This is a genomic window from Rhizobium sp. 3T7, assembly GCF_020166565.1.
In the GTDB taxonomy this organism is placed as follows: domain Bacteria; phylum Pseudomonadota; class Alphaproteobacteria; order Rhizobiales; family Rhizobiaceae; genus Rhizobium.
Window position 1 is genome coordinate 171,161 of record NZ_JAIQXS010000003.1, and the last position, 25,031, is coordinate 196,191.

The 25,031-nt window shown below is 61.7% G+C and carries 28 protein-coding genes and 1 pseudogene; 19 read left to right on the top strand and 10 right to left on the bottom strand.

The features are described from left to right. Positions 1-89 precede the first annotated feature (89 nt). The gene (locus K9B32_RS06035; RefSeq protein WP_224560987.1) at positions 90-1,928 is read right to left on the bottom strand and encodes an extracellular solute-binding protein; all 1,839 of its coding nucleotides are present in this window, start codon (positions 1,926-1,928) and stop codon (positions 90-92) included. Between the two features lie 226 nt (positions 1,929-2,154). Between K9B32_RS06035 and mepA the strand changes: the two genes are divergently transcribed. The 6 genes from mepA (at position 2,155) to K9B32_RS06065 (ending at position 8,144) form a co-directional block, all read left to right on the top strand. Next, the gene (mepA, locus tag K9B32_RS06040) at positions 2,155-3,225 is read left to right on the top strand and encodes a penicillin-insensitive murein endopeptidase (protein WP_224560988.1); all 1,071 of its coding nucleotides are present in this window, start codon (positions 2,155-2,157) and stop codon (positions 3,223-3,225) included. An 88-nt stretch (positions 3,226-3,313) separates the two neighbouring features. Continuing rightward, a complete protein-coding gene (locus K9B32_RS06045; RefSeq protein WP_224560989.1) occupies positions 3,314-3,694 on the top strand; it encodes a methylglyoxal synthase in 381 nt (126 codons plus the stop codon). A 37-nt stretch (positions 3,695-3,731) separates the two neighbouring features. Then, positions 3,732-4,757 (top strand): glucokinase, encoded by a 1,026-nt coding sequence (locus K9B32_RS06050; RefSeq protein WP_224560990.1) that lies wholly within the window; start codon positions 3,732-3,734, stop codon positions 4,755-4,757. 96 nt (positions 4,758-4,853) lie between these two features. Further along, positions 4,854-6,641 (top strand): ABC transporter ATP-binding protein, encoded by a 1,788-nt coding sequence (locus K9B32_RS06055; protein ID WP_224560991.1) that lies wholly within the window; start codon positions 4,854-4,856, stop codon positions 6,639-6,641. A gap of 21 nt (positions 6,642-6,662) precedes the next feature. Beyond that, a complete protein-coding gene (gene dapB, locus K9B32_RS06060; RefSeq protein WP_224560992.1) occupies positions 6,663-7,487 on the top strand; it encodes a 4-hydroxy-tetrahydrodipicolinate reductase in 825 nt (274 codons plus the stop codon). Between the two features lie 21 nt (positions 7,488-7,508). Next, positions 7,509-8,144, top strand: a complete 636-nt coding sequence (locus K9B32_RS06065; RefSeq protein WP_007798485.1) for a 2,3-bisphosphoglycerate-dependent phosphoglycerate mutase — start codon at positions 7,509-7,511, stop codon at positions 8,142-8,144. Positions 8,145-8,186: 42 nt separating this feature from the next. On the opposite strand, the gene K9B32_RS06070 is transcribed toward K9B32_RS06065, so the two are convergent. After that, positions 8,187-8,600, bottom strand: coding sequence for a winged helix-turn-helix transcriptional regulator (locus K9B32_RS06070; RefSeq protein WP_224560993.1), 414 nt, complete (start codon positions 8,598-8,600; stop codon positions 8,187-8,189). Positions 8,601-8,687: 87 nt separating this feature from the next. Here K9B32_RS06070 and K9B32_RS06075 point away from each other — a divergent pair, with 87 nt between their 5' ends. Beyond that, entirely contained in the window at positions 8,688-9,524 is an 837-nt protein-coding gene (locus K9B32_RS06075) for an oxidoreductase (protein WP_224560994.1), read from the top strand. Positions 9,525-9,531: 7 nt separating this feature from the next. Here the strand turns inward: K9B32_RS06075 and arsK are convergent, their stop codons facing one another. The 6 genes and pseudogenes from arsK to K9B32_RS06105 form a co-directional block, all read right to left on the bottom strand. Next, on the bottom strand, positions 9,532-10,776 hold the full coding sequence (arsK, locus tag K9B32_RS06080; protein ID WP_224560995.1) for an arsenite efflux MFS transporter ArsK: 1,245 nt from the start codon (positions 10,774-10,776) through the stop codon (positions 9,532-9,534). Beyond that, positions 10,773-11,515 (bottom strand): annotated as a pseudogene (gene arsH, locus K9B32_RS06085) (arsenical resistance protein ArsH). The gene arsK and the pseudogene arsH overlap by 4 nt, the downstream one beginning before the upstream one ends. Beyond that, positions 11,472-11,894 (bottom strand): arsenate reductase (glutaredoxin), encoded by a 423-nt coding sequence (arsC, locus tag K9B32_RS06090; protein ID WP_224560996.1) that lies wholly within the window; start codon positions 11,892-11,894, stop codon positions 11,472-11,474. Before arsC ends, arsH begins: the two are co-directional and overlap by 44 nt. Further along, positions 11,891-12,586, bottom strand: a complete 696-nt coding sequence (locus K9B32_RS06095; RefSeq protein ID WP_224560997.1) for an MIP/aquaporin family protein — start codon at positions 12,584-12,586, stop codon at positions 11,891-11,893. The genes arsC and K9B32_RS06095 overlap by 4 nt, the downstream gene beginning before the upstream one ends. Then, positions 12,583-13,116 carry an arsenate reductase ArsC gene (locus K9B32_RS06100; protein WP_224560998.1) on the bottom strand — a complete coding sequence of 178 codons (534 nt, stop codon included), beginning with the start codon at positions 13,114-13,116 and terminating at the stop codon, positions 12,583-12,585. Before K9B32_RS06100 ends, K9B32_RS06095 begins: the two co-directional genes overlap by 4 nt. After that, entirely contained in the window at positions 13,113-13,469 is a 357-nt protein-coding gene (locus tag K9B32_RS06105; RefSeq protein WP_224560999.1) for an ArsR/SmtB family transcription factor, read from the bottom strand. Before K9B32_RS06105 ends, K9B32_RS06100 begins: the two co-directional genes overlap by 4 nt. 42 nt (positions 13,470-13,511) lie before the next feature. On the opposite strand from K9B32_RS06105, the gene K9B32_RS06110 reads away from it, so the two are divergent. After that, entirely contained in the window at positions 13,512-14,030 is a 519-nt protein-coding gene (locus K9B32_RS06110; protein WP_224561000.1) for a DUF6428 family protein, read from the top strand. Between the two features lie 93 nt (positions 14,031-14,123). On the opposite strand, the gene phnF is transcribed toward K9B32_RS06110, so the two are convergent. Next, on the bottom strand, positions 14,124-14,855 hold the full coding sequence (gene phnF, locus K9B32_RS06115) for a phosphonate metabolism transcriptional regulator PhnF (RefSeq protein WP_224561001.1): 732 nt from the start codon (positions 14,853-14,855) through the stop codon (positions 14,124-14,126). A gap of 98 nt (positions 14,856-14,953) precedes the next feature. On the opposite strand from phnF, the gene phnG reads away from it, so the two are divergent. From phnG to K9B32_RS06150, 7 genes are all read left to right on the top strand, one after another. Beyond that, entirely contained in the window at positions 14,954-15,421 is a 468-nt protein-coding gene (gene phnG / locus K9B32_RS06120) for a phosphonate C-P lyase system protein PhnG (RefSeq protein ID WP_224561002.1), read from the top strand. Further along, a complete protein-coding gene (phnH, locus tag K9B32_RS06125; RefSeq protein WP_224561003.1) occupies positions 15,421-16,044 on the top strand; it encodes a phosphonate C-P lyase system protein PhnH in 624 nt (207 codons plus the stop codon). The genes phnG and phnH overlap by 1 nt, the downstream gene beginning before the upstream one ends. 3 nt (positions 16,045-16,047) lie before the next feature. Then, complete coding sequence (locus K9B32_RS06130) at positions 16,048-17,154, top strand: carbon-phosphorus lyase complex subunit PhnI (RefSeq protein ID WP_224561004.1); 1,107 nt, start codon at positions 16,048-16,050, stop codon at positions 17,152-17,154. Continuing rightward, the gene (locus K9B32_RS06135) at positions 17,151-18,032 is read left to right on the top strand and encodes an alpha-D-ribose 1-methylphosphonate 5-phosphate C-P-lyase PhnJ (RefSeq protein ID WP_224561005.1); all 882 of its coding nucleotides are present in this window, start codon (positions 17,151-17,153) and stop codon (positions 18,030-18,032) included. Before K9B32_RS06130 ends, K9B32_RS06135 begins: the two co-directional genes overlap by 4 nt. After that, a complete protein-coding gene (gene phnK / locus K9B32_RS06140; protein ID WP_224561006.1) occupies positions 18,029-18,805 on the top strand; it encodes a phosphonate C-P lyase system protein PhnK in 777 nt (258 codons plus the stop codon). Before K9B32_RS06135 ends, phnK begins: the two co-directional genes overlap by 4 nt. Positions 18,806-18,870: 65 nt before the next feature. Beyond that, positions 18,871-19,581: a phosphonate C-P lyase system protein PhnL gene (gene phnL, locus K9B32_RS06145; RefSeq protein ID WP_224561007.1), complete on the top strand. Its 711-nt coding sequence runs from the start codon at positions 18,871-18,873 to the stop codon at positions 19,579-19,581. Then, entirely contained in the window at positions 19,578-20,192 is a 615-nt protein-coding gene (locus K9B32_RS06150; RefSeq protein WP_224561008.1) for a DapH/DapD/GlmU-related protein, read from the top strand. Before phnL ends, K9B32_RS06150 begins: the two co-directional genes overlap by 4 nt. Positions 20,193-20,280: 88 nt before the next feature. Here the strand turns inward: K9B32_RS06150 and K9B32_RS06155 are convergent, their stop codons facing one another. Continuing rightward, entirely contained in the window at positions 20,281-20,493 is a 213-nt protein-coding gene (locus tag K9B32_RS06155) for a hypothetical protein (protein WP_132589465.1), read from the bottom strand. 277 nt (positions 20,494-20,770) lie between these two features. Here K9B32_RS06155 and phnC point away from each other — a divergent pair, with 277 nt between their 5' ends. The 4 genes from phnC (at position 20,771) to phnE (K9B32_RS06175) (ending at position 25,001) form a co-directional block, all read left to right on the top strand. After that, complete coding sequence (gene phnC / locus K9B32_RS06160; RefSeq protein WP_224561299.1) at positions 20,771-21,616, top strand: phosphonate ABC transporter ATP-binding protein; 846 nt, start codon at positions 20,771-20,773, stop codon at positions 21,614-21,616. Between the two features lie 90 nt (positions 21,617-21,706). Beyond that, on the top strand, positions 21,707-22,612 hold the full coding sequence (gene phnD, locus K9B32_RS06165) for a phosphonate ABC transporter substrate-binding protein (RefSeq protein ID WP_224561009.1): 906 nt from the start codon (positions 21,707-21,709) through the stop codon (positions 22,610-22,612). Positions 22,613-22,680: 68 nt separating this feature from the next. Next, on the top strand, positions 22,681-23,652 hold the full coding sequence (gene phnE / locus K9B32_RS06170) for a phosphonate ABC transporter, permease protein PhnE (RefSeq protein ID WP_224561010.1): 972 nt from the start codon (positions 22,681-22,683) through the stop codon (positions 23,650-23,652). An 8-nt stretch (positions 23,653-23,660) separates the two neighbouring features. Beyond that, positions 23,661-25,001, top strand: coding sequence for a phosphonate ABC transporter, permease protein PhnE (gene phnE, locus K9B32_RS06175; RefSeq protein ID WP_224561011.1), 1,341 nt, complete (start codon positions 23,661-23,663; stop codon positions 24,999-25,001). Positions 25,002-25,031: the final 30 nt, after the last annotated feature.

The window sequence follows — 25,031 nt, forward strand, 5'->3', positions numbered from 1 at the left end:
TCTCCTTGTGGTGTGGCCAAGCGCGCTACGCCTTGTCCTGATTCGCATCGTTCATTTGGAGCCCAGCCGTCAGGCCAATGCAAGCCTGCTCATTTTGACGCGGCGGATGACCACCAGGCATCGGGGAAGCCGGTCGCGTAGGTCGGATATTCGGCCGGCCGGGTGATAGTGTTCCAATAGGCGATCGATTGCGTACCGCGATAAAACAGTGGCACGACATAGTGCCCCGCCAAAAGCACGCGGTCGAGCGCCTTAATCGCCGCCACCTGCTCGTCGCGGTTGGGGGCGAAGATCACCATGCGGATCAGCGCATCGATCGCCGGATCGGCGATGCCCGCATAGTTGCGTGAGCCCTGCTGGTTGGCCGATCCCGAGCCCCAATAGTCGGCCTGCTCGTTGCCGGGGTTCATCGTCTCGGCCCACACGTTCCAGATCATGTCGTAGTCGAAGCTGCGCACCCGGTTGGTGTATTGCGAGGCATCCACGGTCCGGACGCGCGCATCGATGCCGATCTTCTTCAGATTGTTGGTATAGGGCACCGCCCAGCGTTCCAGCATCGGGCTCGACAGCAGGATCTCGAAGCTCATCGGCTTGCCGGTCCTGGTGTTGACCATGCGGTTGCCCTTGATCTCCCAGCCCGCTTCCTTGAATAGCCCGATCGCCTTGCGCAGGTTGTCGCGGCTCTTCTGCGGATCGCCGCCGACCGGATTGGTATAGGGGGTGGTGAAGACCGCGGGCGACAGCTTATCCTTGAGGCCGTTCAGGATCTCCAGTTCGCGGCCCTGCGGTAGCCCCGAGGAGGCGAGCTCGGTGTTCCAGAAATAGCTGTCGATGCGCTTGTAGGTGTTGAAGGCGACGGTGCGGTTCAGTTCCTCGAAGTCGAAGCCGTAATTCAGCGCCTCGCGAACCTTTTCGTCCTTGAAGATATCGCGGCGCGTGTTCGGTACCAGGGCCTGCATGATGCCGGTGGCGCGCAGTGCGTTGGCGACGTCCTCTTTCTTCACGCGCCCGTCCTTGACGGCGGGGAAATCATAGCCGGTCGCCCAGCGTGCCGCCTGCGTCTCCTGCCAATAGTCGCTGTTGCCGGCTCGGAAGGCTTCGAACTCCACGTCCCGGTCGCCGAAATAGGTGTAGGTGATCGAGCCGAAATTGTTCTGGCCGACATTCACGTTGAGGTCCTTGCCCCAATAGTTGTCGCGCAACTCGTAGCGGATCGTTGCGCCCGGCGCGAAGGCAGCGATCTTGTAGGGGCCGGATCCCATCACCGGCTCGAGCGTCGTCTTGGTAATGTCACGCGGCTTGCCGTCAGGCCCCGTGCCCTCCCACCAGTGCTTCGGCACTACAGTCAACTGACCGAGGATATTGGGAAGCTCCTTGTTGTTCTTCTCGTCGAACGTGAAGGTCACGTCGCGTTCGCCGGTCTTTTCGGCCTTGACCACGTGCTTGTAGTAGTTGGAGGCGAGGGGATTGAGCTCCTTTGTCTTGTCGAAGCTGAAGATCACGTCCTCGGGCGTCACCGGCTTCCCATCCGCCCACTTTGCCTCGGCCCTGAGTCGGAACGTCGCGTTCGAGACGTCGTCGGGATAGGAAAGGCCTTCCGCCAGCAAGCCGTAGGAGGCGAGCAGCTCGTCGTCGGCCGATTTCATCAGCGTTTCGAAAGGCAGGGTCAGGCCGACCGCCGTTTCCCCCTTCGAAAGCAGCGGGTTGAAGGTGTCGTAGGTGCCGGAGGCGGAAAGCCGCAGATTGCCGCCCTTCGGCGCATCCGGATTGACGTAGTCGAAATGCTTGAATCCCGGCTTGTATTTCAGCTCGCTGATGACGGAACTGCCGATCTGGAAATTTGGCTCCTGGGCAACGGCCTGCAAGGGCAACGCCAATGTGCCGAGAAGAGAAAAGACCACACCAAGTTTCGACCGCGTAAGCGCCATTCGCCAACCCCGATTATTGTCTGCTTTCGCCGACAATAGGCGAAAAGCAGGCGAAAAACAGGTGAGGCGACAGTTTTTGTCCGGTTCGCAGGATCGTGAGCATTTGTTGCCCGGGTAAGCTCGGGATTCCCTGCTTATGCAAAACATCGATTCACCAAAATTGCTTTTCACGGTAGATTCGATTGCAAATCACTCGGCCGCGGGCCACAGACGCTCAGGACATGGCATGGCTCTCCATACCACCAGGACTTTCCAGACATTTTTGAAATTGGCATTCGCCGGCGTGCTCGGCGCAAGCCTTGTCGCCGGCGATGCCAGCGCCGAGCAGAAGCAGCCAAGTCCCGGGAGCGCCAAGGCCCTCTTCGGCGCCGTCGCACTGCCAAATCAAGGGGCGGCGCAGCCCTTCGGTTTCTACGCGAAAGGCTGCATGTCCGGCGCCGTGGCGCTGCCGACCGACGGTCCGACCTGGCAGACCATGCGGCTTTCGCGCAATCGTCGCTGGGGCAATCCCGCGATGATTTCACTGTTGGAACAGTTGTCCCGTGATGCGGCAAAGTACGACGGATGGCCGGGCTTGCTGGTCGGCGACATTTCGCAGCCGCGCGGCGGACCAATGTTCAACGGCCATGCCTCGCACCAGATAGGGCTTGATGCCGACATATGGCTGACGCCAATGCCTGCTCACCCGATGAGCGTCGAGGAACGCGAAAGCCTGCCTTTCACGACAATGCTGCAGAAGGGTGCCTTCCTGACAATCAATCCGAATGTCTGGACCAAATCGCACGCCCGGCTGCTGATGCGCGCGGCGAGCTATCCTCAGGTAGAACGGATTTTCGTCAATCCGGCCATCAAGAAGAAGATGTGCGACACCTGGACGGGTGATCGTACCAATCTCGGCAAGCTTCGCCCGATTTACGGTCACGATTCCCACTTCCACATCCGCATGAAGTGCCCACCGGGCGCAGCCTCTTGCAAGCCGCAGGCGCCGGTGCCTGCTGACGATGGATGCGGCAAGTCGCTGGCATGGTGGTTCACGAAGGAACCATGGGCGCCGCCGAAGCCGCCGAAGCCCGATGCGAAGCCGGTCAAGCCGCGCGAAGTGATGGTCTCCGATCTTCCGAACGCCTGCTCGTCGGTTCTCACAGCGCCGTCCGTCGACTCGGTGCAGACGGCCACCTTTGGCGGCGCTGCTGCTGCCCCGGAGGTCGCGCCGATGGCGGTGATGCCTGCCGCGGTGTCTGACGAGGCGCTGCCAGCCATCGGACCGGTACCGGACGACAAGCCGTCCGGCGAGTGAGGCGCTGGCAGCGCGGTGGTCTTTCAAAAGACGGGCGCTTCGTATAGAAGCAGCCAAATCGATTGAATTTCAGGTGGAGGTCCTTTTCATGGCCGGCGGCAAGTGCCTTGCATTGATTGCGCATGACCAGAAGAAGGATGACATGGCGAAGTTTGCACGCCGCAACCGCGAGACATTCGCGAACTGGAGAATCGTCGCCACGGGCACGACCGGCGGCCGGGTGTTGGAGGCCGCTCCTGATCTCGACGTGACCCGCTTGAAAAGCGGCCCGCTCGGCGGGGACCAGCAGATCGGCGCTCTTATTGCCACCGGCGAAGTCGATGCCTTGATCTTTTTTGTCGATCCTCTGACGCCAATGCCGCATGACGTCGATGTCAAGGCTTTGATGCGGCTTGCAATCGTCTACGATATCCCGATGGCGCTCAACGAAGCGACCGCCGACAAGCTTATTGCCACCCTTCACGCGTAAACCGGCGCTTGAATAGCGCGCACGCACGGAACCTGCCATGCCACAGCTCGATACCAGCGAAACTGCCATGCCCTTTCCGATCCTGATCGGCGACATCGGCGGCACAAATGCGCGTTTTGCGATCATCCCGGACGCTGCGGCCAAGCAGATCCATTTTCCCAATGTCCGCACCGCCGACTTCGAGACGATCGATGACGCGATCCGTAGCTGCATTCTCGAAAAGAGCAGCTTGCGGCCGCGTTCGGCGATCCTGGCGGTGGCCGGCCCGATCAGCCGGGACGAAATACCGCTGACCAATTGCGACTGGGTCGTCCGCCCGCGAACCATGATCGATGGCCTCGGCATCGAAGACGTTCTCGTCGTCAACGACTTCGAAGCGCAAGCACTGGCAATCGCCAATCTCTCTGATGACAACCGCGAGCGCCTTGGCGATGCAGCGGGTGACATGATCGCATCCCGCGTCGTTCTCGGCCCAGGCACCGGTCTCGGCGTCGGCGGGCTCGTTTACGCGCAAGCGTCCTGGATTCCCGTGCCTGGCGAGGGTGGTCACGTCGATCTCGGGCCGCGTACTGCACGCGATCTGCAGATCTTCGCGCATGTGGAGACGATCGAAGGCCGGATTTCGGCAGAGCAGATTCTCTGTGGCCGCGGCATCGTCAATCTCTACCGGGCAATCTGCACGGCGGATGGCGTTGCCCCCGTCTACTCCGACCCGGCAGACATCACCTCGGACGCGCTCGCTGGTTCCGACAAGGTTGCCGTCGAGACGATCAGCCTGTTCTCGACCTATCTCGGCCGCGTCGCCGGCGACATGGCGATGATTTTCATGGCGCGCGGCGGTGTCTTTCTGTCAGGCGGTATCTCGCAGAAGATACTTCCCGCGCTCAAGAAGCCAGAATTCCGGGCTGCGTTCGAGGACAAGGCGCCGCATTCGGCGCTGCTTGCGACGATCCCGACCTATGTCGTCACGCACCCGCTTGCGGCTCTTGCAGGGCTTTCGTCCTATGCCCGCAAGCCAGAGAGCTTCGGCGTCTCGACCGACGGCCGCCGCTGGCGGGCGTAACGGCTCTGGTCAAAAGGCCGCCAACTCTTTATAGAGCCGCGCGAGCGCACGCAGTCATGAGGACATGCGTGTCCTGACACACAGGAAGACTGATTTTTGCAAGCACCGGACACCAAGCAGACGCCTGTAAACAGCGATAGCATCACCGGCATCTTGAAGCGCATCATCGCAGAAAACGGCCGTGATCATCTTTGGGGCTATGTTTTTGCCATCAGCTGCCTCGTCATCGTTGCCTTGTCGACGGCATATACCGCCTGGATCATGAAGTCGGTCATCAACGAGGCATTCGAACACCGGCGCGCGGACATTGTCTGGGTGATCTGTTTTACCATCTTCATTGCCTTCGTGTTGCGCGGTTTTGCGAGCTACGGCCAGGCGGTGGTCCTTTCCAAGATCGGCAACAACATTGTGGCGCGGTACCAGCAGCGTGCCTATGCGCACCTCATGAAGCTGTCGCTCGGCTACTTCAACCAGACGCGCTCGGCCCACGTCGTTGCACAGCTCAATCAAAACATCAGCGGCATCCGCGATGTGATGAACCTGACGATCACGTCGACAGTGCGCGATCTCCTGACGTTTATCTCTCTGCTCGCCGTGATGATCATTCAGGATCCACTGCTCAGCCTTGCGGTTTTCATTCTGGCACCACCTCTTCTTTACGCGTTGCGATACGTGTCGAAGCGGCTTCGTGTGGCAACCAAGGATGCAATCCACGTCAACAGCCATGTCGCCGGTGCGATGCAGGAAACCATCCAGGGTATCGCTATCGTCAAGGCCTTCACCATGGAGCGCCAGCTGGGGCAGAAGGTTGACAGGCTGGTGGAAAGCGCCGAACGGCGCGCAAATCGCATCGCCCGCCTGTCTGAGCGGACAGCGCCGCTGACGGAAAGCTTCGCCGGCCTGGCGGTGGCCAGCGTCCTTGCCTATGCCGCCTACGGCACGATCTATAACAATATTCCGCCAGGCGCTTTCTTCTCCTTCGTAACGGCGTTGCTGCTGGCCTATGACCCCGCGCGCCGCCTCGCACGTCTTCAGGTGCAGATGGAGCGTGCCGTCGTCAACGCCCGCATGATCTATGAATTCCTCGATACGGTGCCGCATCAGCGCGATGTGCCCGGTGCAAAGGCGCTCGTCGTTACGGAAGCCAAGATAGAGTTCCGCAATGTCTCTTTCGCTTATGGTGAGGATGAAGTCCTTAGGGATGTCAGCCTTGTCGCCGACGGCGGAAAGACAACGGCGCTTGTCGGGCCATCCGGCGCCGGCAAATCGACGATCATTACGCTCATTCCGCGCTTCTACGATCCGAAGGCTGGGCAGATCCTCATCGACGGCCAGGATATTGCGCATGTGACGAAACAATCGCTGCGCGAGCAGCTGGCCTATGTTTCCCAGCAGCCGTATCTCTTCGAAGGTACGATCCGCGACAACATCCGCTATGGCCGCCAAGAGGCTACCGACGAGGAAGTGGAACGCGCCGCCCGCCTTGCCTATGCACACGACTTCATCCTGGCGCAGTCCCAAGGCTACGACACGCCGGTTGGCGAGAATGGCGTGACGCTCTCGGGCGGTCAGCGTCAACGCCTTTCGATCGCCCGTGCTCTGGTGCGCAACGCTCCGATCCTGCTCCTCGACGAAGCGACCTCGGCGCTCGACACGGAGTCGGAAGCGGCCGTTCAGAAGGCGCTCGATGAAGCCATGGTCGGCCGCACGGTGGTCGTCATTGCCCACCGCCTTTCGACCGTCGTGCGCGCCGACAAAATCGTCGTCATGCAGCAGGGCCGGATCATGGAGGAAGGCAATCACGAGAGCCTTGCGCAGCGCAGCGACGGTCTCTACGCTCGCCTCAACAATCTGCAGAGGCCAGCAGCCTCCGATGCCCGCTGACAAATAGGATGATCGACTGACATGAGCGATGCTGCGATGAAACTGGTAGTGGTTGGCGCGGCAGGGCGCATGGGGCAGACGCTCATCCGTCTTATTCACGCGCTCGATGGCGTGACACTGCATGCCGCGGTCGAACGCGCGGGCTCTCCCTTCGTCGGCAAGGACGCCGGCGAAATTGCCGGCCTTGGCACGAATGGCGTCACCATCAGTGATGATCCGCTGGCGGCCTTTCTCCACGCTGAAGGGGTTCTCGATTTCACATCCCCTGCCGGCACCGTCGAGTTCGCGGCTCTGGCCGCTCAGGCACGCATTGTCCATGTGATCGGGACAACCGGCTGCTCGGCGCAGGACGACGCGAAGATTGCGGCCGCCGCCCGTCACGCCCGGGTGGTGAAGTCGGGCAACATGGGCCTCGGCGTCAACCTGCTCAGCGTCCTTGTCGAGCAGGCCGCTCGTGCGCTCGATCCGGCCGACTGGGATATCGAAGTCCTCGAAATGCATCACAAGCGCAAGGTCGACGCGCCCTCGGGCACGGCGCTGCTTCTTGGCGAAGCGGCGGCCAAGGGCAGGGGCATCGATCTCGCATCGAAGTCGGTGCGCGTGCGCGACGGCCACACCGGACCACGCGAGCAAGGCACGATCGGCTTTGCAACCCTGCGCGGCGGCTCGGTTGTCGGCGAGCATTCGGTGATCTTTGCCGGCGAGGGCGAAACCGTGACCATGTCGCACAGCGCCACCGATCGCTCGATCTTCGGCCGCGGCGCCGTCAAGGCAGCGCTCTGGGCGCGCGACAAGAAGCCCGGTCTCTATTCCATGCTCGACGTGCTCGGGCTTTCTTCAAAGTAATCTTTTTCGGAGGCATTTTTCATGAGCGGCACTCTCGTCCTCGTTCGCCACGGCCAGAGCGACTGGAACCTCAAGAACCTTTTCACCGGCTGGAAGGACCCTGATCTGACCGAGCTCGGCATTCAGGAAGCCAACACCGGCGGCAAGGCGCTGGTCGATTACGGCATCAAGTTCGATGTCGCCTTCACGTCCGACCTGAAGCGCGCTCAGGACACGTTGAAGATCATCCTCGACAATGTCGGCCAGCCGGACCTCAAGACGTTCAAGGATCAGGCGCTCAACGAACGCGATTACGGCGATCTCTCGGGCCTCAACAAGGATGACGCCCGCGCCAAGTGGGGCGAAGAGCAGGTCCACATCTGGCGCCGCTCTTACGACGTTCCGCCTCCGGGAGGCGAAAGCCTGCGCGACACCGGCGCCCGCGTCTGGCCTTACTACCTGACGGAAATCCTGCCCCGCGTCCTGCGCGGCGAGAAGGTGCTCGTTGCCGCCCACGGCAATTCGCTGCGCTCGCTGGTGATGGTGCTCGATCGCCTGACCAAGGAACAGATCCTGGCGCTCAACCTCGCGACCGGCGTTCCCATGGTCTACAAGCTCAACGCCGATTCCACCGTCGCTTCCAAGGAAGTGCTCGGCGACATGTCCGGCGCGCATTGATATAAAAGCGCCGCGCTTCATTTGAGAGCGCGGCGCGTTCTTCTAGCGCTCTGCCGCGTCCGTTGCCCGTGACGCCTTCGCGCGGGCGGCCTCGAAATCCGGCAGGCGATTGGCGATCCACTGCCAGAGCGTCACGACCTCCACCAGAAGCTCGCCGCCAAGCGGCGTCAGTTCGTATTCCACGCGTGGCGGCACCTGCGGGTAGAGTGTGCGTGTCACCAGCCCGTCGCTCTCGAGCGTCCGCAGTGTCTGCGTCAGCACCTTCTGGCTGATCCCCTCCACCCGTTCCAGAACGCGCGAGAAGCGTAAGGGCCCGTTGGCCTCCGCCAGTATGTGCATGACCCGCAGCGGCCATTTGGCGCTGGCGCGTTCCAGCATCTCGCGAGCAAGCGTGTCCTGCGCGTCCGTCAGCGTTTCGCAGAAATCGAATGTACCATCGTTGATCTTAGTTACCATTAGGTATGTATAGCTCCTGCGGGTTCCTTCTTTCAAGATGAAACCGAGTTGCCTATATGTCCTTCGATAGAATAAGGAGATTTTCGGATGTCGCAGATTTGGTTGATTACCGGCAGTTCCCGTGGGCTCGGCAGGGCGCTCGCTGAAGCGGTGCTGGCGGCAGGGCACAGATTGGTCGCAACGGCGCGCGATCCGTCGCAGCTTGACGATCTCAAGCAACGCTTCGGCGCCAGCATCCTGACAGCCACCCTCGATGTAACCGATGAGCGGGCTGCCGCAGCGGCCGTGAAGGCGGCGGTCGATCGGTTTGGCCGGCTGGACGTGCTCGTCAACAATGCGGGTTACGGCGATGTCGGCTCGATTGAAGATACAAGCCTAGCCGACTTCCGCGCCCAGATCGAAACCAACCTCTTCGGAACCATCATCGTCACCAAGGCAGCGCTGCCGCTGATGCGCGAGCAGGGCTCCGGTCACATCATCCAGTTTTCCTCCGTGGGCGGCCGCATCGGCCCGGCCGGTCGCGCGCCCTATGCCGCGGCCAAATGGGGCGTCGAGGGTTTCTCTGAAGTGCTCGCCCGGGAGGTCGGCCCGCTTGGCGTCAAGGTGACGATCGTCGAGCCCGGAGGCTTCAGGACCGATTTCGCCGGCTCGTCCACCACACTTCGGGAAGGCCGGCCGGAATACGACGACACTGTCGGCAAGATGGCGCGCTATCAGCGCGACTATACGGGCAACCAGCCGGGCGATCCGGCAAAGGCAGCAGCCGCCGTCGTCCATCTCGCCAGCCTTGCCGAACCGCCGCTGCGCTTGCTGCTTGGCAGCGATGCTGTGTGTGGCGTCGAGCAGAACGACGCCGTACGAGCCAAGGAGCAAGCGGCTTGGCGGGACCTCAGTGTCTCCACCGATTTCGAGCCCGGCGGCTGACGAACAGTCAGCGGGGAAGCTCGTCGCCAGGTAGCGTCGTAAGATGTGATCGGTAAGGCAGCTGCCCCAATCGGCCGATCGCGGCAAATGCCAGGACGGCGATCGCACCGACGACGGCGGTAATCGCGAGCGACCACGACGCGCCGATGTTCTCCATCATGAACGCGAGGATAAATGGGGCAGTCGACGAGATCATCAGGCGAATGGACAACACGTGCCCCTGTCGTCGCCCGTAGCCTTCGCTGCCAAAGAGTACGAGCGGCAAGGTTCCCTGCACGATGCTGCTCAGTCCCGAGCCAAGGCCGAAGACGACGGCAAAGACCAATGCGCCCGGTACCGACGGGGCGGTGACGATCAGAATGATCAGGGCCGCCGGCAGCAACACGGCGGAGATGAACGCCAGCGTCAGTTGCGACAGTCCGCTCCCGAAGACCATGTTGATGAAGCGGCTCAGCACTTGCGACGGCCCAAACAGTGTCCCGACTATCACCGCCATCGCTCCAAGCCCAAGTCCGGATAATACCGGAACCATGTGCACGAGGAGTGCCGCGTTGACGAAGCTCTGCAGCGCAAACCCGATGACCATCAGGATGAAGGCCGGTGTTCGCACGGATGGCGGAAGGCTCGGTTCGACGTGCTTTGCCGCTTCGTTCTTTTCCCGTTTGCGCGTTTCGCTGACGCTGCGCGACAACCATGCATGAATGGGTAGGCAAACCAGAAGATTGATAGCCGCGAAGATCAGATAGACGTCCTGCCAGGGCATGTGCGCGTTGAGCGCCGTGGCGATCGGCCAGAAAATCGTTGAAGCAAAGCCGGCGATCAGCGTCAGATAGGTGATGCTGCGCTGGGCAACCTTCGGCCTGATCTGGACGAGCAAAGCAAAGGCGGCCCCATATTGGACCAGATTGGACGCCGTCTCGATCGCGATCAGTGCGGCGACGAAGGCAGCCTTGCCGGGAGCGAACGCGCAGGCGGCAAGCGCTGCGGCGGCGATCGCCGAGCCCGCCGTCATGACTCGGCCGGCGCCAAAGCGGTCAATCCACCTGCCCATCGTCGGCGCCGCCAGGCCGCCGATCAGGAGAGCTACGGACAGCGCACCAAAAATCCATTCCGACGACCAATCGAGATCCCGCGCCATGTCAGGCGCAAGGATGCTGAAGCTGTAATAAAGCGTTCCGTAGCCGATGATCTGCGTCAGACCGAGGGCGAGGATTGCCGCGACAGGGGAGCGTTCGGTGCTGGTCGTCGTCATTGGGATTTGAGGCTCACGCGCTGTTTGAGTTTTTCGGCCTCCTCCTTCCGCTCGCTGGAGCGATCGGTGAGATAGGCCGAAGCATCGCGCGTCAGCAAGGTGAACTTCACGAGCTCCTCGCACACATCGACCACGCGGTCGTAATAGGACGACGGTTTCATGCGGCCGTCGGCATCGAACTCCTGGAAGGCTTTGGGCACCGAGGACTGGTTGGGGATGGTGATCATCCGCATCCAGCGGCCGAGGATGCACATCTGCCCGACCGCGTTGAAGGATTGCGAGTCGCCGGAGACCTGCATGACGGCGAGCGTCTTGTGCTGCGTCGGCCGGACCGATCCGACCGACAGCGGGATCCAGTCGATCTGCGCCTTCATGATTCCGGTCATCGCGCCATGGCGTTCGGGCTGACCCACACCTGGCCTTCAGCCCATTCAGACAGCGCGCGCAGCTCCTGCACCTTGGGATGCGTCACCGGAGCGCCGTCGGGAAGCGGCAGGCCTTCCGGATTGAAGATCCTAATATCGCAGCCGAAGTGCTCGAGCAACTGTGCTGCCTCCTGCGCAAGCAGGCGACTGTAGGATACAGTCCTCAGGGAGCCATAGAGGATCAGGATGCGCGGCTTGTGGGTCGAGAAGGGCGGCCGCAGCGCCGCCAAATCCACTTGGCGCAAATATGTCGGGGATGCGGCAGGCAGATCAGACAATGCGCTTGCCCTCGGCGTCGAGCACCTGTTCACCATCCTCTTTGGTGAAGGCGCCTTTGTGGGTGTCGGGCAGAATATCCAGAACGACTTCGGACGGGCGCGCAAGCCTGCTGCCGAGCGGCGTGACGACAAACGGCCGGTTGATCAGGATCGGGTCTTTCAGCATCGCGTCGAGCAGTTGATCGTCGGTCAGGGCAGGGTTGTCGAGACCGAGCTCCGCATAGGGCGTGTCCTTGTCCCGGATCGCCTGGCGCACGGTCAATCCCGCGTCGGCGATCATTTTCACGAGCAGCGCACGCGACGGCGGGTCCTTCAGGTATTCGATGATATCAGGTTCGATGCCAGCGCTGCGGATCATCGCCAGCGTGTTGCGCGACGTGCCGCATTGCGGGTTGTGATAGATGGTGACGTTCATAGCGTTGCCTCCGACGATACGGTTGACGAAGCACCTGGCTGCAGGAGCCAGGTAAACAGGAGAAGGGCTAAGACCGCGCCGGCGATCTCAGCAACCCAGAAGCCCGGTAAATCGACCGGGCGGATCCCGGAGAAGGTGTCGGTCAACGACCGTGCCAAAGCGACGGCGGGATTGGCGAACGAGGTCGAGGCGGTGAACCAGTAGGCGGCCGTGATGTAGAGCCCGACCAGCCAAGGCACCGCCCTCTGTTCGAACTTGCTGCCGGCGAGGATCACCGCCACCAGCCCGAATGTCGCGACGCCTTCGGAGAACCACTGCGCGCCGCCGGTACGAGCCTTGCTCGACATTTCGACCAGCGGCAGGCCGAACATAAGGTGGGCGGCGATTGTGCCGGCCACGCCGCCGGCGATCTGAGCCAGGATGTATCCCCCAAAGTCACGCTTCGGCAACTTGCGAGAGATCGCAAAAATCAGCGAGACCGCCGGATTGAATTGGGCTCCGGAGATCGGGCCGAGGATGGTGATCAGCACCACAAGGATCGCGCCCGTCGCCAGCGTGTTGCCTAACAATGCAAGCCCGACATCGCGGGTCAGCGATGCCGCCATGACGCCGGATCCGACCACCGTTGCGACAAGCATGGCTGTCCCAAGCCCCTCGGCAACAAGCCGTCGCGGCAGATCGAACCCGGTCATCGGTTTGCCTTGGATGGTTTTAAGGTCGCGCCTTCCATGGCACCGATCTGATGCAGGTGCGTTTCCAGCGCAAGCTTGTCGATCGAGGATAGCGGCAGGCTCAGAAAGGCGGTGATGCGATTCTTCAGGAAGCGGGCGGCTTGCGCGAAGGCGCGGCCCTTGTCGACTTCGCTGCCTTCGACGGCAGCGGGATCCTCGACGCCCCAATGGGCGGTCATCGGATGGCCGATCCAGACCGGGCAGGCCTCGCCGGCGGCGCTGTCGCAGACCGTGAAGATGAAGTCCATCTCCGGCGCGCCCGGCTCGGCGAACTCGTCCCAGCTCTTCGAGCGGAAGCCGGTCGACGGATAGCCCTGCGCTTGCAGCTCCTTCAATGCATAAGGGTTGACCGCTCCCTTCGGCTGGCTGCCGGCCGAATAAGCCTTAAACCGGCCTTTGCCCTCCGCGTTGAGGATGGATTCTGCCAAGATCGAGCGAGCGGAATTGCCCGTGCAGAGAAAGAGCACGTTGTAGACGCGGTCAACGCTCATGGTAATTTTTCCTCCATTTTAGGGGCGCAACAGGCCACGACCTCTGCGGCGGGCGCGCAAATTTCCGGGTGTCCGGAACAGCAGTCTTCCATCAGGAAGCGAACCAGGCCGCCGAGCGCCTCATAGTTCGCGGTGTAGATGATCGATCGGGATTCGCGTTGCTGCGCGATCAGGCCAGAGCGTTCCAGTTCCTTTAGATGGAAGGAGACGTTGGACGGCGATACATCTGCCTCTTCCGCGATCGCGCCTGCCGCCATGCCGTTTGGGCCGGCGACCACAAGCATGCGGATGATGCGCAGGCGAGTTTCCTGAGACAGCGCGCCAAACGCGACGAGGGCTTGACGTTGATCCATATTTCAACAATCCTTGAATGATTGAAATGAGGAATAACGCAGATGAACGCGATCGACAATAGCAAAGTTCAGGAAGACGATATCAGCCTCGGCCTGTTGCTCGGCACACTTTCCGGTGCCAAGGATTCTCCGCTGATATTCTATTACGACGGGCGACCGGTGAAGCCTGGATACCACGTTACCGAGGTCAAGGCCGGTCAGTTCTCGGCGCTGGACTGCGGCGCCAACCCGGAAGCATGGACAGAGATTTTCATTCAGCTCTGGGATATCGAGGAGAGCGACCGCACCCATATGCCTGCTGGCAAATTCTACGCGATCATCCGCAAGGTCACGGAGCACGTGAAGCTCGATGATTCAGCCAAACTGACATTCGAAGTCAGCGACGGCCTTCAACCGATGCGGCTCTACCGCGCCGCGATGCCAACGCTGCGCGCCGGCACTATGCACGTCGAGCTATCGCCGCGGCCCGCCAGCTGCAAGCCGCGTGATCGCTGGCTTGCGGAACAACAGACACAATCCTGTTGCGCTCCTACAGCGGGAAGGAACGCCTGTTGCGGCTGACGCCGCAGAGCGATTTCGCATGACTGTCAGACAAGGCGCATAAAACCAATGCTGGTTTTGGAAGGCCGGGTCCTCCGGCGCGCCCGGCCTTTCTCAGTTCTCGATCGTGAATTGCACCCGATCCGCCGAAAACCGACTGATCGCATATTGCACTGGCACACCCTGTAGATCTGTGTTCATCGCCTTGGTGATCAAGACGATCGCCCCCGGCGTCAGCTCGAGTGCGGCAAGATCGGCGGCGTCGGCATGGGCGGCGGTGACCTCCGTCGTCGCGCGCACGTAGTCGGACAGGCCGAGTTCGGCAAAGGCCCGGGTGATCGATTCCGTCTTCTCGTAGGCCGCCGGCATGCCGGCAAAGCGGTCTGCAGGAAACCAGGTCGTTGCGCAGGAGACCGGCCGATTGTCGGCCTTGCGCACCGTCTCCATACGGATCACCGGCGCGCCCGGCCGCAGTTTCAACCAGCCGGCCACCTCTTCGTCCGCTCTCTCTTCGCTATGCCCAAGCAGCAGCCCGCGCATTTCGCGCGCCTGCCCGCCGATCCCGGCCGTGAACCGGGTACGCTTGGTGATCGGAAAGTTCAGCCGTTCCTTGCGCTCGATCAGCGTGCCGCGTCCCTGCACGGCGCGCACAATGCCTTCCTGGGCAAGAGCGGCAATCGCGCTTCGCACCGTATGTCTGTTGACGCCGAACTGCAGGGCCAGCACCGTCTCCGGCGGCACCATGCCGGTCTCGTCATAAGCGCCGGCGCTGATCGCCTGGCGAATGCGATCGGCGATCTGACGCCAGAGTGCCACGCCCGTCTGCCTTTGTACCTGCCCAGCCATTTTGCCCCTTGATGTCACACGCTTGTCACGTCGGCAATTTAAGCGTAACCATATCTTGTATAGTTGTCTATATCAATAGACATGTAAAGGATGTGGCTATGACCTTAGCGGAAGAGAATGAGCCGGCGGCAGGTGGGCGCAAGCGCGTCGTCGACCTGCTTGCGCGCGCGGAACGGCAGGAACTGCTCGAGGCGTGGGACAAGCTGGCGGAAAAGCCTGCGGTCCAGCCGGTGCGCGGACCGGAAACAGGCCTCGTCATGGTCCGCGGCCGCATGGGCGGCGGCGGTGCGCCTTTCAATCTCGGTGAAGTGACAGTGACGCGTGCCACCGTGCGCCTTGCATCCGGCACTGTTGGCCACGCACAGGCACTCGGCACAGACCGCGAGAAGGCACGGCTTTCCGCCATTTTCGACGCGCTCTGGCAGGAGCCGGCCACCCAGCACTTCGTCGAGCAGACACTTCTCGCGCCGATCGCAGCGCGCGTGGCCGCAGCCGAGGGCCGTAGGGCCGACGAGACGGCCGCGACCCGCGTCGATTTCTTCACCATGGTTCGCGGAGACGACTGATGAGCCTCAAGACGGAAGCCCCCAAGAATGATGCGTTGGCCGGCGGCTTTGCTGAGCCGGTCTTCCACGCACAGAGCGTATTCAAGCTGATGATGGATGCGATGGGGCGTCCAGGCCTGATCCAGACGGTCGCTCCCCACGCCGCGCCTCCGGCGCCGCTCGGCGTTGCGGCTGGCGCAATCGCGCTGACCCTGTGTGATCACGACACCCCGGTCTGGCTGTCTGCCGGGCTCGCAAGGTCCGCCGTGCCGCAATGGCTCGGCTTCCACACCGGCGCGCCGGTCACATCGGAGAAGGCCGAAGCGCGCTTTGCCTTCGGCGAAGCCGGTGTGACGCTGTCCTCCTTCGGGCTCTTTGCCGCCGGCACGCAGGAATATCCCGACCGCTCCACGACCCTTGTCATCGAACTGGCGGATCTCGAAAGCGGCAGAAGGCTGGCGTTGATGGGACCGGGCATCAAGACGGTGACTGATATCGCGCCCATCGGTCTGCCCGATACTTTCCCGCGGCTCTGGACGGAGAACCGCGCACTGTTCCCGCGCGGCATCGATATCGTGCTGACCTCCGGCAGCCGGTTCCTCTGCCTGCCGCGCACCACCAAGATCACCGCAACGGAGATGTGACTCATGTATGTTGCTGTCAAAGGGGGCGAGGCCGCCATTGCCAATGCCCATCGCCTGCTGGCGGATCGCCGTCGCGGCGACCGTTCGTTGCCGGCTATCGGGATAGATCAGATCGTCGCGCAGCTGGCGCTGGCCCTCGACCGTGTTATGGCCGAAGCCTCGCTCTACGATCGCACGCTCGCGGCCCTCGCCGTTCGCCAGTCGCGGGGTGATATGATCGAAGCGATCTTCCTTCTCCGCGCCTACCGCACGACGCTGCCGCGCTTCGGCTATAGCAAGCCGATCGACACCGCCCGCATGAAGATCGAGCGCCGTGTCTCCGCCACCTACAAGGATCTTCCGGGCGGCCAGCTGCTCGGCCCGACCTTCGACTATACGCATCGCCTTCTCGACCCGTCGCTGTTGACCGACGAAGCCATCGGGGAGCCGACGCTCCGCGATGCCGAAACCGGCCGTGTCATGCGCGTTTCGGAAATCCTCGCTGCGGAGGGTCTGATCGAGGGCGACGGCGAAATGCCCGAAGATCACGAGATCGGCGACCTGACGCGCGAGCCGATGGAATTCCCAATGACCCGCGATCTGCGGCTGCAGGCGCTGGCTCGCGGCGATGAAGGCTTCCTCCTGGCGCTCGGCTATTCGACCCAGCGCGGCTACGGCCGCAACCATCCCTTTACCGGCGAAATCCGCATCGGTGAAGTCGAAGTGGAGTTCGATGTTCCTGAACTCGGCTTCGCGGTCTCGTTCGGCACGATCCAGGTTACGGAGTGCCAGATGGTCAACCAGTTCAAGGGTTCGTCCAAGGCACCGCCGCAGTTTACCCGCGGCTATGGCCTGGTGTTCGGCCAGAGCGAGCGTAAGGCAATGTCCATGTCGCTTGTTGATCGCGCACTACGCGCCGAAGAGCTCGGCGAGGACATTACGGCTCCGGCGCAGGACGAGGAATTCGTCATCTCGCATTCAGACAACGTTCAGTCGACTGGCTTCGTCGAGCATCTGAAGCTGCCGCACTATGTCGACTTCCAGGCGGAACTCGATCTGGTCCGCCGCATGCGCAACGAATTCGAAGCCGGCCGCATCGGCGGCGACGACACCATCAAGGAGGCAGAATGACCAATCTAGCTACCTACAATTTCGCCTATCTGGATGAACAGACGAAGCGCATGATCCGCCGCGCGATTCTGAAGGCGATCGCCATACCCGGCTATCAGGTGCCCTTTGCCTCGCGCGAAATGCCGATGCCCTACGGTTGGGGAACCGGCGGTGTGCAGGTGACGGCCTCGATCATCGGTCCGGACGACGTACTGAAGGTCATCGACCAGGGCGCCGACGACACCACCAATGCCGTCTCGATCCGCGCCTTCTTCCAGAAGGTCGCAAACGTCGCGGTGACGACCCACACGAAGGATGCGACGATCATTCAGACGCGCCATCGCATCCCGGAAGAGAAGCTCGGCCTCAATCAGGTGCTGGTCTACCAGGTGCCGATCCCCGAGCCGCTGCGCTTCCTCGAGCCGCGCGAGACCGAAACCCGCAAGATGCACGCGCTTGAGGAATACGGCCTCATGCATGTGAAGCTTTACGAAGACATCGCGCACAACGGTCGCATCTCCAAAACCTACGCCTATCCGGTCAAGGTCGCCGGCCGCTACGTCATGGATCCGTCCCCGACGCCGAAGTTCGACAATCCGAAAATGCACATGTCGGACGCGCTGCAGCTTTTCGGGGCAGGACGCGAGAAGCGCATCTACGCCGTCCCGCCCTACACCGAAGTCGTCAGCCTCGATTTCGAGGACTACCCCTTCGAGATCCAGCGCTTCGGCAAGCCTTGTGCACTCTGCGGCGCTGAAGAGGTTTATCTCGACGAGGTAATCCTCGACGACAAGGGCGGGCGCATGTTCGTCTGCTCCGACACCGACCATTGCGAAGACCGGCGCGCCCACGGGCATGTCGGCGAGATGTTGGCACCCAATCAGGAGGCTGCCGAATGAGCGACACCCCGCTTCTCAAAGTCAATGACGTCTCGAAGTTCTACGGCAACCGCATCGGCTGCCGGAACGTCTCCTTCGAGCTCTGGCCCGGCGAAGTGCTCGCCATTGTCGGTGAATCCGGCTCGGGCAAGACCACGTTGCTCAACTGCATCTCGACCCGTCTGATGCCGACGACCGGCAGCGTCGAGTACCATATGCGCGACGGCGCCTATCGCGATCTCTACCGCATGAGGGAGGCCGAGCGCCGCTTCCTGATGCGCACCGACTGGGGTTTCGTGCATCAGAATCCGGCTGACGGCCTGCGCATGACGGTCTCTGCCGGCGCCAATGTCGGTGAGCGCCTGATGGCGATCGGCGACCGCCACTACGGCAACATCCGCTCCACCGCCGTCGACTGGCTGCAGCGCGTCGAGATCGACGAAGGCCGTATCGACGATCAGCCGCGTGCTTTTTCGGGCGGCATGCGCCAGCGCCTGCAGATCGCCCGCAATCTGGTCACCGGCCCGCGTCTGGTCTTCATGGATGAGCCGACGGGCGGCCTCGACGTGTCGGTGCAGGCCCGCCTGCTCGATCTCGTCCGCGGACTCGTCAACGATCTCGGCCTTGCGGCGATTATCGTCACCCACGATCTGGCCGTCGCACGCCTGCTGTCGCACCGCATGATGGTGATGAAGGATGGCCATGTCATCGAGCACGGATTGACCGATCGCGTCCTGGACGATCCGCGCGAGCCGTACACGCAGCTCCTTGTGTCCTCCATCCTGCAGGTCTGATCGCGATAGGCCATTCGGAATCCGGCTATCGGCATTCGTGGCAAGCGAAACTAAGGAAAGAAATCATGGCAACGCCACTCGTTGTTTCTGAAGTCGCCAAGAGCTTCACCATGCACCTGCGCGACGGCATCAAGCTGCCGGTCGTTTCGGACGTGTCCTTCTCCGTTGCGTTAGGCGAATGCGTCGTCCTTGGTGGCCCCTCGGGCATCGGCAAGAGCTCGCTGCTCAAGATGATCTATGGCAACTATGCCGTCGACAGCGGCCAGATCCTCATCAAGCATCACGACAAGATCGTCGATCTGGCAACGGCCGACCCGCGCACGATCATCGATGTGCGCCGCCATACGCTCGGCTATGTCAGCCAGTTCCTGCGCACCGTCCCGCGTGTCGCGGCAATCGACGTGGTTGCCGAGCCGCTGGTCGCCCGCGGCGAGAAGGCGGAAACGGCGCGGGCGAAGGCCGCAACCCTTCTCTCGAAGCTGAACTTGCCCGAAGCGCTCTGGCAGCTGCCGCCCGCCACCTTCTCCGGCGGCGAGCAGCAGCGCGTCAACATCGCCCGTGGCTTCATCACCGAGCATACGGTCCTGCTGCTCGACGAGCCGACGGCCTCCCTCGATGCCAAAAACCGCGCCGTGGTTGTCGGCATGATCGAGGAAAAGAAGAAGGCGGGTGTCGCGCTCCTCGGCATCTTCCACGATGAGGAAGTGCGCGAGGCCGTCTCCGACCGTATACTCGACGTCCAGAAATTCTCGCCGCGAAAGGCAATCGCCGCATGAGCCGCAAGATTGGCCTGGAGCCCTATTTTCATGAAACCGCTTCCGTGAAGAACGCCACCTTTGGCCGCTTCACGGAAGTCTCGGAGCGCTGCCGCATCGAAGAGGTCGAGTTCGGCGACTACTCCTATGTCATGCAGGATGGCGCGATCTGGTGCGCGACGATCGGCAAGTTCGTCAACATCGCCGCCTCGGTGCGCATCAATGCCACCAACCACCCGACCTGGCGCGCGACGCTGCATCACTTCACCTATCGCGCCGCTGACTATTGGTCGGATGCCGATATGGAGACCGATTTCTTCGAATGGCGCCGCTCCAACCGCGTCGTTATCGGCCATGACGTCTGGATCGGTCACGGCGCCACCATTCTACCCGGCGTCAAGGTCGGTAACGGCGCCGTCATCGGCGCCGGCGCGGTCGTCTCCAAGGATGTCGCCCCCTACACAATCGTCGGCGGCGTCCCCACCAGGCTGATCCGCGAACGCTTTCCGAAAGAGGTCGGCGAACGCATGGACAAGCTAGCCTGGTGGGATTGGGAGCATGACCGCCTGCGGATCGCCCTGCAAGACTTCCGGAACCTGAGCGCGGAAGATTTTCTCGCGCGCTACGAATAGCGACAAAAGCCCCTCAGTTTTCTTAGGGGCCATTCCCCGACGTTTTGGTCCGCGAAGGCCGGCCGCCCACGGCAGGCCACGCCGTATCCTATGGATTTGGGTTCTTCGCCAATTGCCATTCGCCGGTCTCGTCCGGCTCTACACGCTTGTTGCCGCGGTAGAAGATCGGCAGTCCGGTCTTTTTATCCATGGAGAAGCGGCTGGGCGTGAACTTTTCGTCCTCGTGTCCTCGGATGGCGAGGCCAAGTGCCTCCTTAAACTTCCCGGCGTTGCACAGGCTTTTGAAGAGAGTCTGATCCATCGCTTTACTCCAGCATCCTCGATGTCCCTTGCGTTGCCTGCCATCGACCGGTGATCGGGTCAACTGTCAACAACCCACTTCGTGTGCAATCGCCAGCCGGCTGCGATTGGCAGGACCTCTCTGCATGTTGTTTATCCGGCACACAACCAGGCCGGATTTTAGCGGGCCGCCAAAGCCTCGATTATGACAGTCCTTACACAAAACTGACATTGGAGCTTCATCAACCGGGACTAATGCACTCCCTCATATCGCGTTTGGGCTATGAGGGAAGAGCATGATGTTCGAGCTGAAGAATGTCACCCGCCGTTTCGGAAACAAGACCGCCGTCGATTCCGTGACGCTCGACATTCCTCAGGGCCAGATGGTCGGCATCATCGGCCGTTCCGGCGCCGGCAAGTCCACGCTTCTGCGCATGATCAACCGCCTGCAGGAACCGACGTCAGGCTCGATCCATTTTGCCGGCGTTGAGGTCTCGAGCCTCCGTGGTCAGGCCCTGCGCAACTGGCAGCGTGATTGCGCCATGATCTTCCAGCAGTTCAATCTCGTCCCGCGTCTTGACGTGTTGACCAACGTCATGCTCGGCCGTCTGAACCATCGCTCGACCGCAATGAGCCTGCTCGGCATCTTCACCCGCGAAGAGCGCATTCATGCGATCGCAGCTCTTGAGCGCCTCGGTATCGAGCAGACGGCACTGCAAATGGCTGGCACCCTTTCCGGCGGTCAGCAGCAGCGCGTCGCGATTGCCCGCGCCCTGATGCAGAACCCGAAGATGGTGCTTGCCGACGAGCCGATCGCTTCGCTCGATCCGCTGAATGCCAAGATCGTCATGGACGCGCTACGCGACATCAACGAGCGCGAAGGCATCACCGTCGTCACCAACCTTCATACGCTGGATACCGCCCGCAACTACTGCGAACGCATCGTCGGCATGGCCGCTGGCCGCGTCGTGTTCGACGGCAAGCCGTCCGAGCTGACGGCCGATGCCGTCAAGCAAATCTACGGCACCGACAAGGATGGTGCCGGCATCGACGAGACGATGACCTCGACGTCGATCAACATTCCCGCGGCTGTAGCCGCCCAACAATCCGCCGGCTTGCAATCGCTGGCGCTGGCCGGTCTCTGAGAGGGCCGGCCTCGATCGTAAGCCCGCGTTATGGGCACATTTCTTCTTAACCAGAGATCGCCGGGAACACCGGTCAATCAGGAGAGTACCATGTTGAAGAAAGCACTCTTTGCCGCGACGGCGCTGTTTGCGCTTGCCGGCGTCTCGCATGCTGCAGACCTCAAGGAATTCCGCGTCGGCATTCTCGGTGGCGAGAACGAAACCGACCGCCTGCGCAACTACGCTTGCCTGGCCGACCACCTGAAGACCGAGTTCGGCTTCGAGAAGGTTTCGCTCTTCCCGGCTGCTGATTATGATGGCGTTATCCAGGGTCTGCTCGGCGGCACGCTCGACTTTGCAGAACTCGGCGCTTCGGGTTACGCTGCAATCGCCATCAAGAACGACAAGGCTGTTACCCCGATCCTCACGACGGTCCAGAAGGACGGCTCGACCGGCTACCACTCGATCGGCCTGGCTCTGAAGTCCGCGGGCATCAAGGACATCAAGGACGCCAAGGGCAAGAAGCTCGGCTACGCCGATCCGGACTCCACCTCGGGCTACCTCATTCCGCTGACACAGATCCCGAAGGACACTGGCATGCCGAATGACCAGTACTTCGCTTCCACGCAGTTCAACGGCGGTCACGAGAACAACCTTCTCGCTGCCTATGACGGCAAGGTCGACATCGCTGTTGACGACTCTTCGGGTATCGGCGATTTCAAGGACGGCTACACCTCCGGCACCTTCCGCAAGGCTGTCGACAAGGGCACGGTAGACCCGAACAAGCTCGTCGAAGTCTGGCGTTCGCCGCTGATCCCGAACGGTCCGCTCGTTGTTCGCAACGAACTCGGTGCTGACTGGCAGGCAAAGCTCACCGACTTCTTCATGAAACTCCCGGCAAAGGATGCCAAGTGCTTCGCAGCCATCGAAGGCGGCGACTACCAGGGCTACACCAAGGTTCAGCCTGACTTCTACAACGCCATTATCGACGCTCGCAAGGCTGCCATCGGCGGTTGATCGATCCTGATAGCTGGAGGGCGGCCGTTGCAGGCCGCCCTTTTCCTGCGAAGAAAGCGGACACCTTCATGACTTTTGCCGATCCCAACGCCCACGCGCCGGCCACGCCGCAAAGCGCCCGTGAAATCGGTGACGCCTGGAGCAAGATGGTGGCCCGCCGCCGCCTCTATACCGGCCTCGGCCTGGTGATCCTGTTTGCCGCCTTCGTCGCCTCGATGCGTTTTGCCGATGAAAGTAATGCCGGCCATTTCTTCGAGCGCCTGCCGCATCTCTTCGATTTTTTGAGCTGGCTCATTCCAAAGGATTGGAATGACGTCTGGCGCGCCCTGTTCGACATCGCAAGCCCGACCCAGAAGACCGGTGAAGAGCATAATTTCGCCGAGGGCCGCGTCTATGTCTGGGGCGGCTTCTATATCCCCGAATATTTCGAGCTGATGATCATCACGATCAACGTCGCGCTCGTTTCGACGATCATCGGTTTCATCTTCGCCGTGCCGCTGAGCTTTCTCGTGGCCCGCAATCTGGCGCCGTCCAATCCGCTGCGCATCATCGCCAAGCGTCTGACCGAACTCCTCCGCGCCTTCCCCGAGATCGTTATCGCCGGCCTGTTTTCAGCCATCCTGTCGATCGGTCCAGTTGCCGCCATCATCGCCGTCAGCCTGCACACCATCGGTGCGCTCGGCAAACTCTTCTACGAAGTCGTCGAAAACATCGACATGAAGCCCGACGAGGGTATGAAGGCCGTGGGCGCCAGCTGGTCGGAGCGCGTGCGCTTCGCCGCCATGCCGCAGGTCATGCCGAACTTCGTCTCCTACGCACTGCTGCGCCTTGAGATCAACGTTCGTGCCTCCACCATCATCGGTGCGGTCGGCGGCGGCGGCATCGGCGAGGAGCTGAAGCTGTCCATCTCGCGCGGTTTCGGCGCCAAGACGATGGCGCTCGTTCTCCTGCTTTTCATCACTATCGTTGCGGTCGACCAGTTCTCCGCATGGCTGCGCCGCCGCCTCGTCGGCGAGCACGCCTTCCTTCTGCAGCATTGAGGTCAGCCATGACGGTGATCGACGCCAACCGGATGCACGAAATCGAGCAGCGCTACCCGGAATATTTCAAACGTTCCTTCCGGCAGCGCTTCGGCGGCCTGATGATTGTGATCGCGACGCTTGTCTATGCGCTTTACGCAACCTGGTTCTTCGACTTGCCAAAGCTGCTTGCCGATGCCCATTGGGAGCGCGTCGGCCTCTATCTCAGCCAGTGGGTAAGCTATGATGTACAGCCCGAATTGCGCATCGGCGATGACGGCATCACGATCAAATATCCGCGCTTCTCGCCGCTTGGCGACAACCCGCATCCCGATTGGGTCATCAACAATCCGGATGGCAGCGTCACCGTGTCGGTCAGTGACATGGGCCGCACGGTCACCGCCTCCAAGACGGAGACGGTCGTCACCGCCCACGGCATCAGCGTCCCGGTGGAAGTCTCCAGCGGCGCGCCGAAGGTCATCGGCCCTGTGCCGAGCTGGATGACGGTCTATGACGACAACGTCCTGGCGGATTTCGGCTTTGCCGGCGACGTCAGTATCTCGGCCGATCGCGTGAAGGTCCGCAAGCGATTCCTCGGCTGGGCGAATTTCGTCTTCGACACCCAGTCACCCTTCTTTGACAAGCCAGCGAGCGAGGTCATCCGCCTGATCGTTTCTGGACCGGAACTGAAGCCTGGCCAATCCAATCTGTCGCTCGCCTTCGATAATATCTGGCATAACAGCGCCTGGCAGCACGGCGACGTCTGGACCAAGCTGTTCCAGACCATCGTGATGGCCTTCCTGGGAACGCTGCTCGGTGCGTTGCTCGCTTTCCCGCTGGCGTTTCTGGCTGCGCGCAATATCACCCCGAACAAGGTACTGAACCAGGTCCTGAAGCGCTTCTTCGACTTCCTGCGTTCGGTCGACATGCTGATCTGGGCACTCTTCCTGACCCGCGCCTTCGGCCCCGGCCCCTTGGCTGGGTCCGGTGCGATTTTCCTCACGGAAACCGGCACGCTCGGCAAGCTCTATTCCGAAGGCCTGGAGAACCTCGACAACAAGCCGCGCGAAGGCATCAAATCGACCGGTGCCTCCACCGTGCTCACGCATCGCTACGGCATCATCCCGCAGATCGTTCCGGTTTTCGTCAGTCAGACGCTCTACCAGTGGGAATCGAACGTCCGTGGCGCCACCATCATCGGCGCGGTCGGCGCCGGCGGTATCGGCCTCAAGCTTTGGGAGGCAATGCGTACCAACGCCAACTGGGAAAATGTCGCCTATATGGTGCTGTTGATCCTTATCGTCGTTTTCCTGTTCGACATGGCCTCGAACGCGCTGCGCCATCGGTTGATGGGCACCAAGGCCCACTGAAAAAAGCGCAGGATCGTTCGGGATCATCAT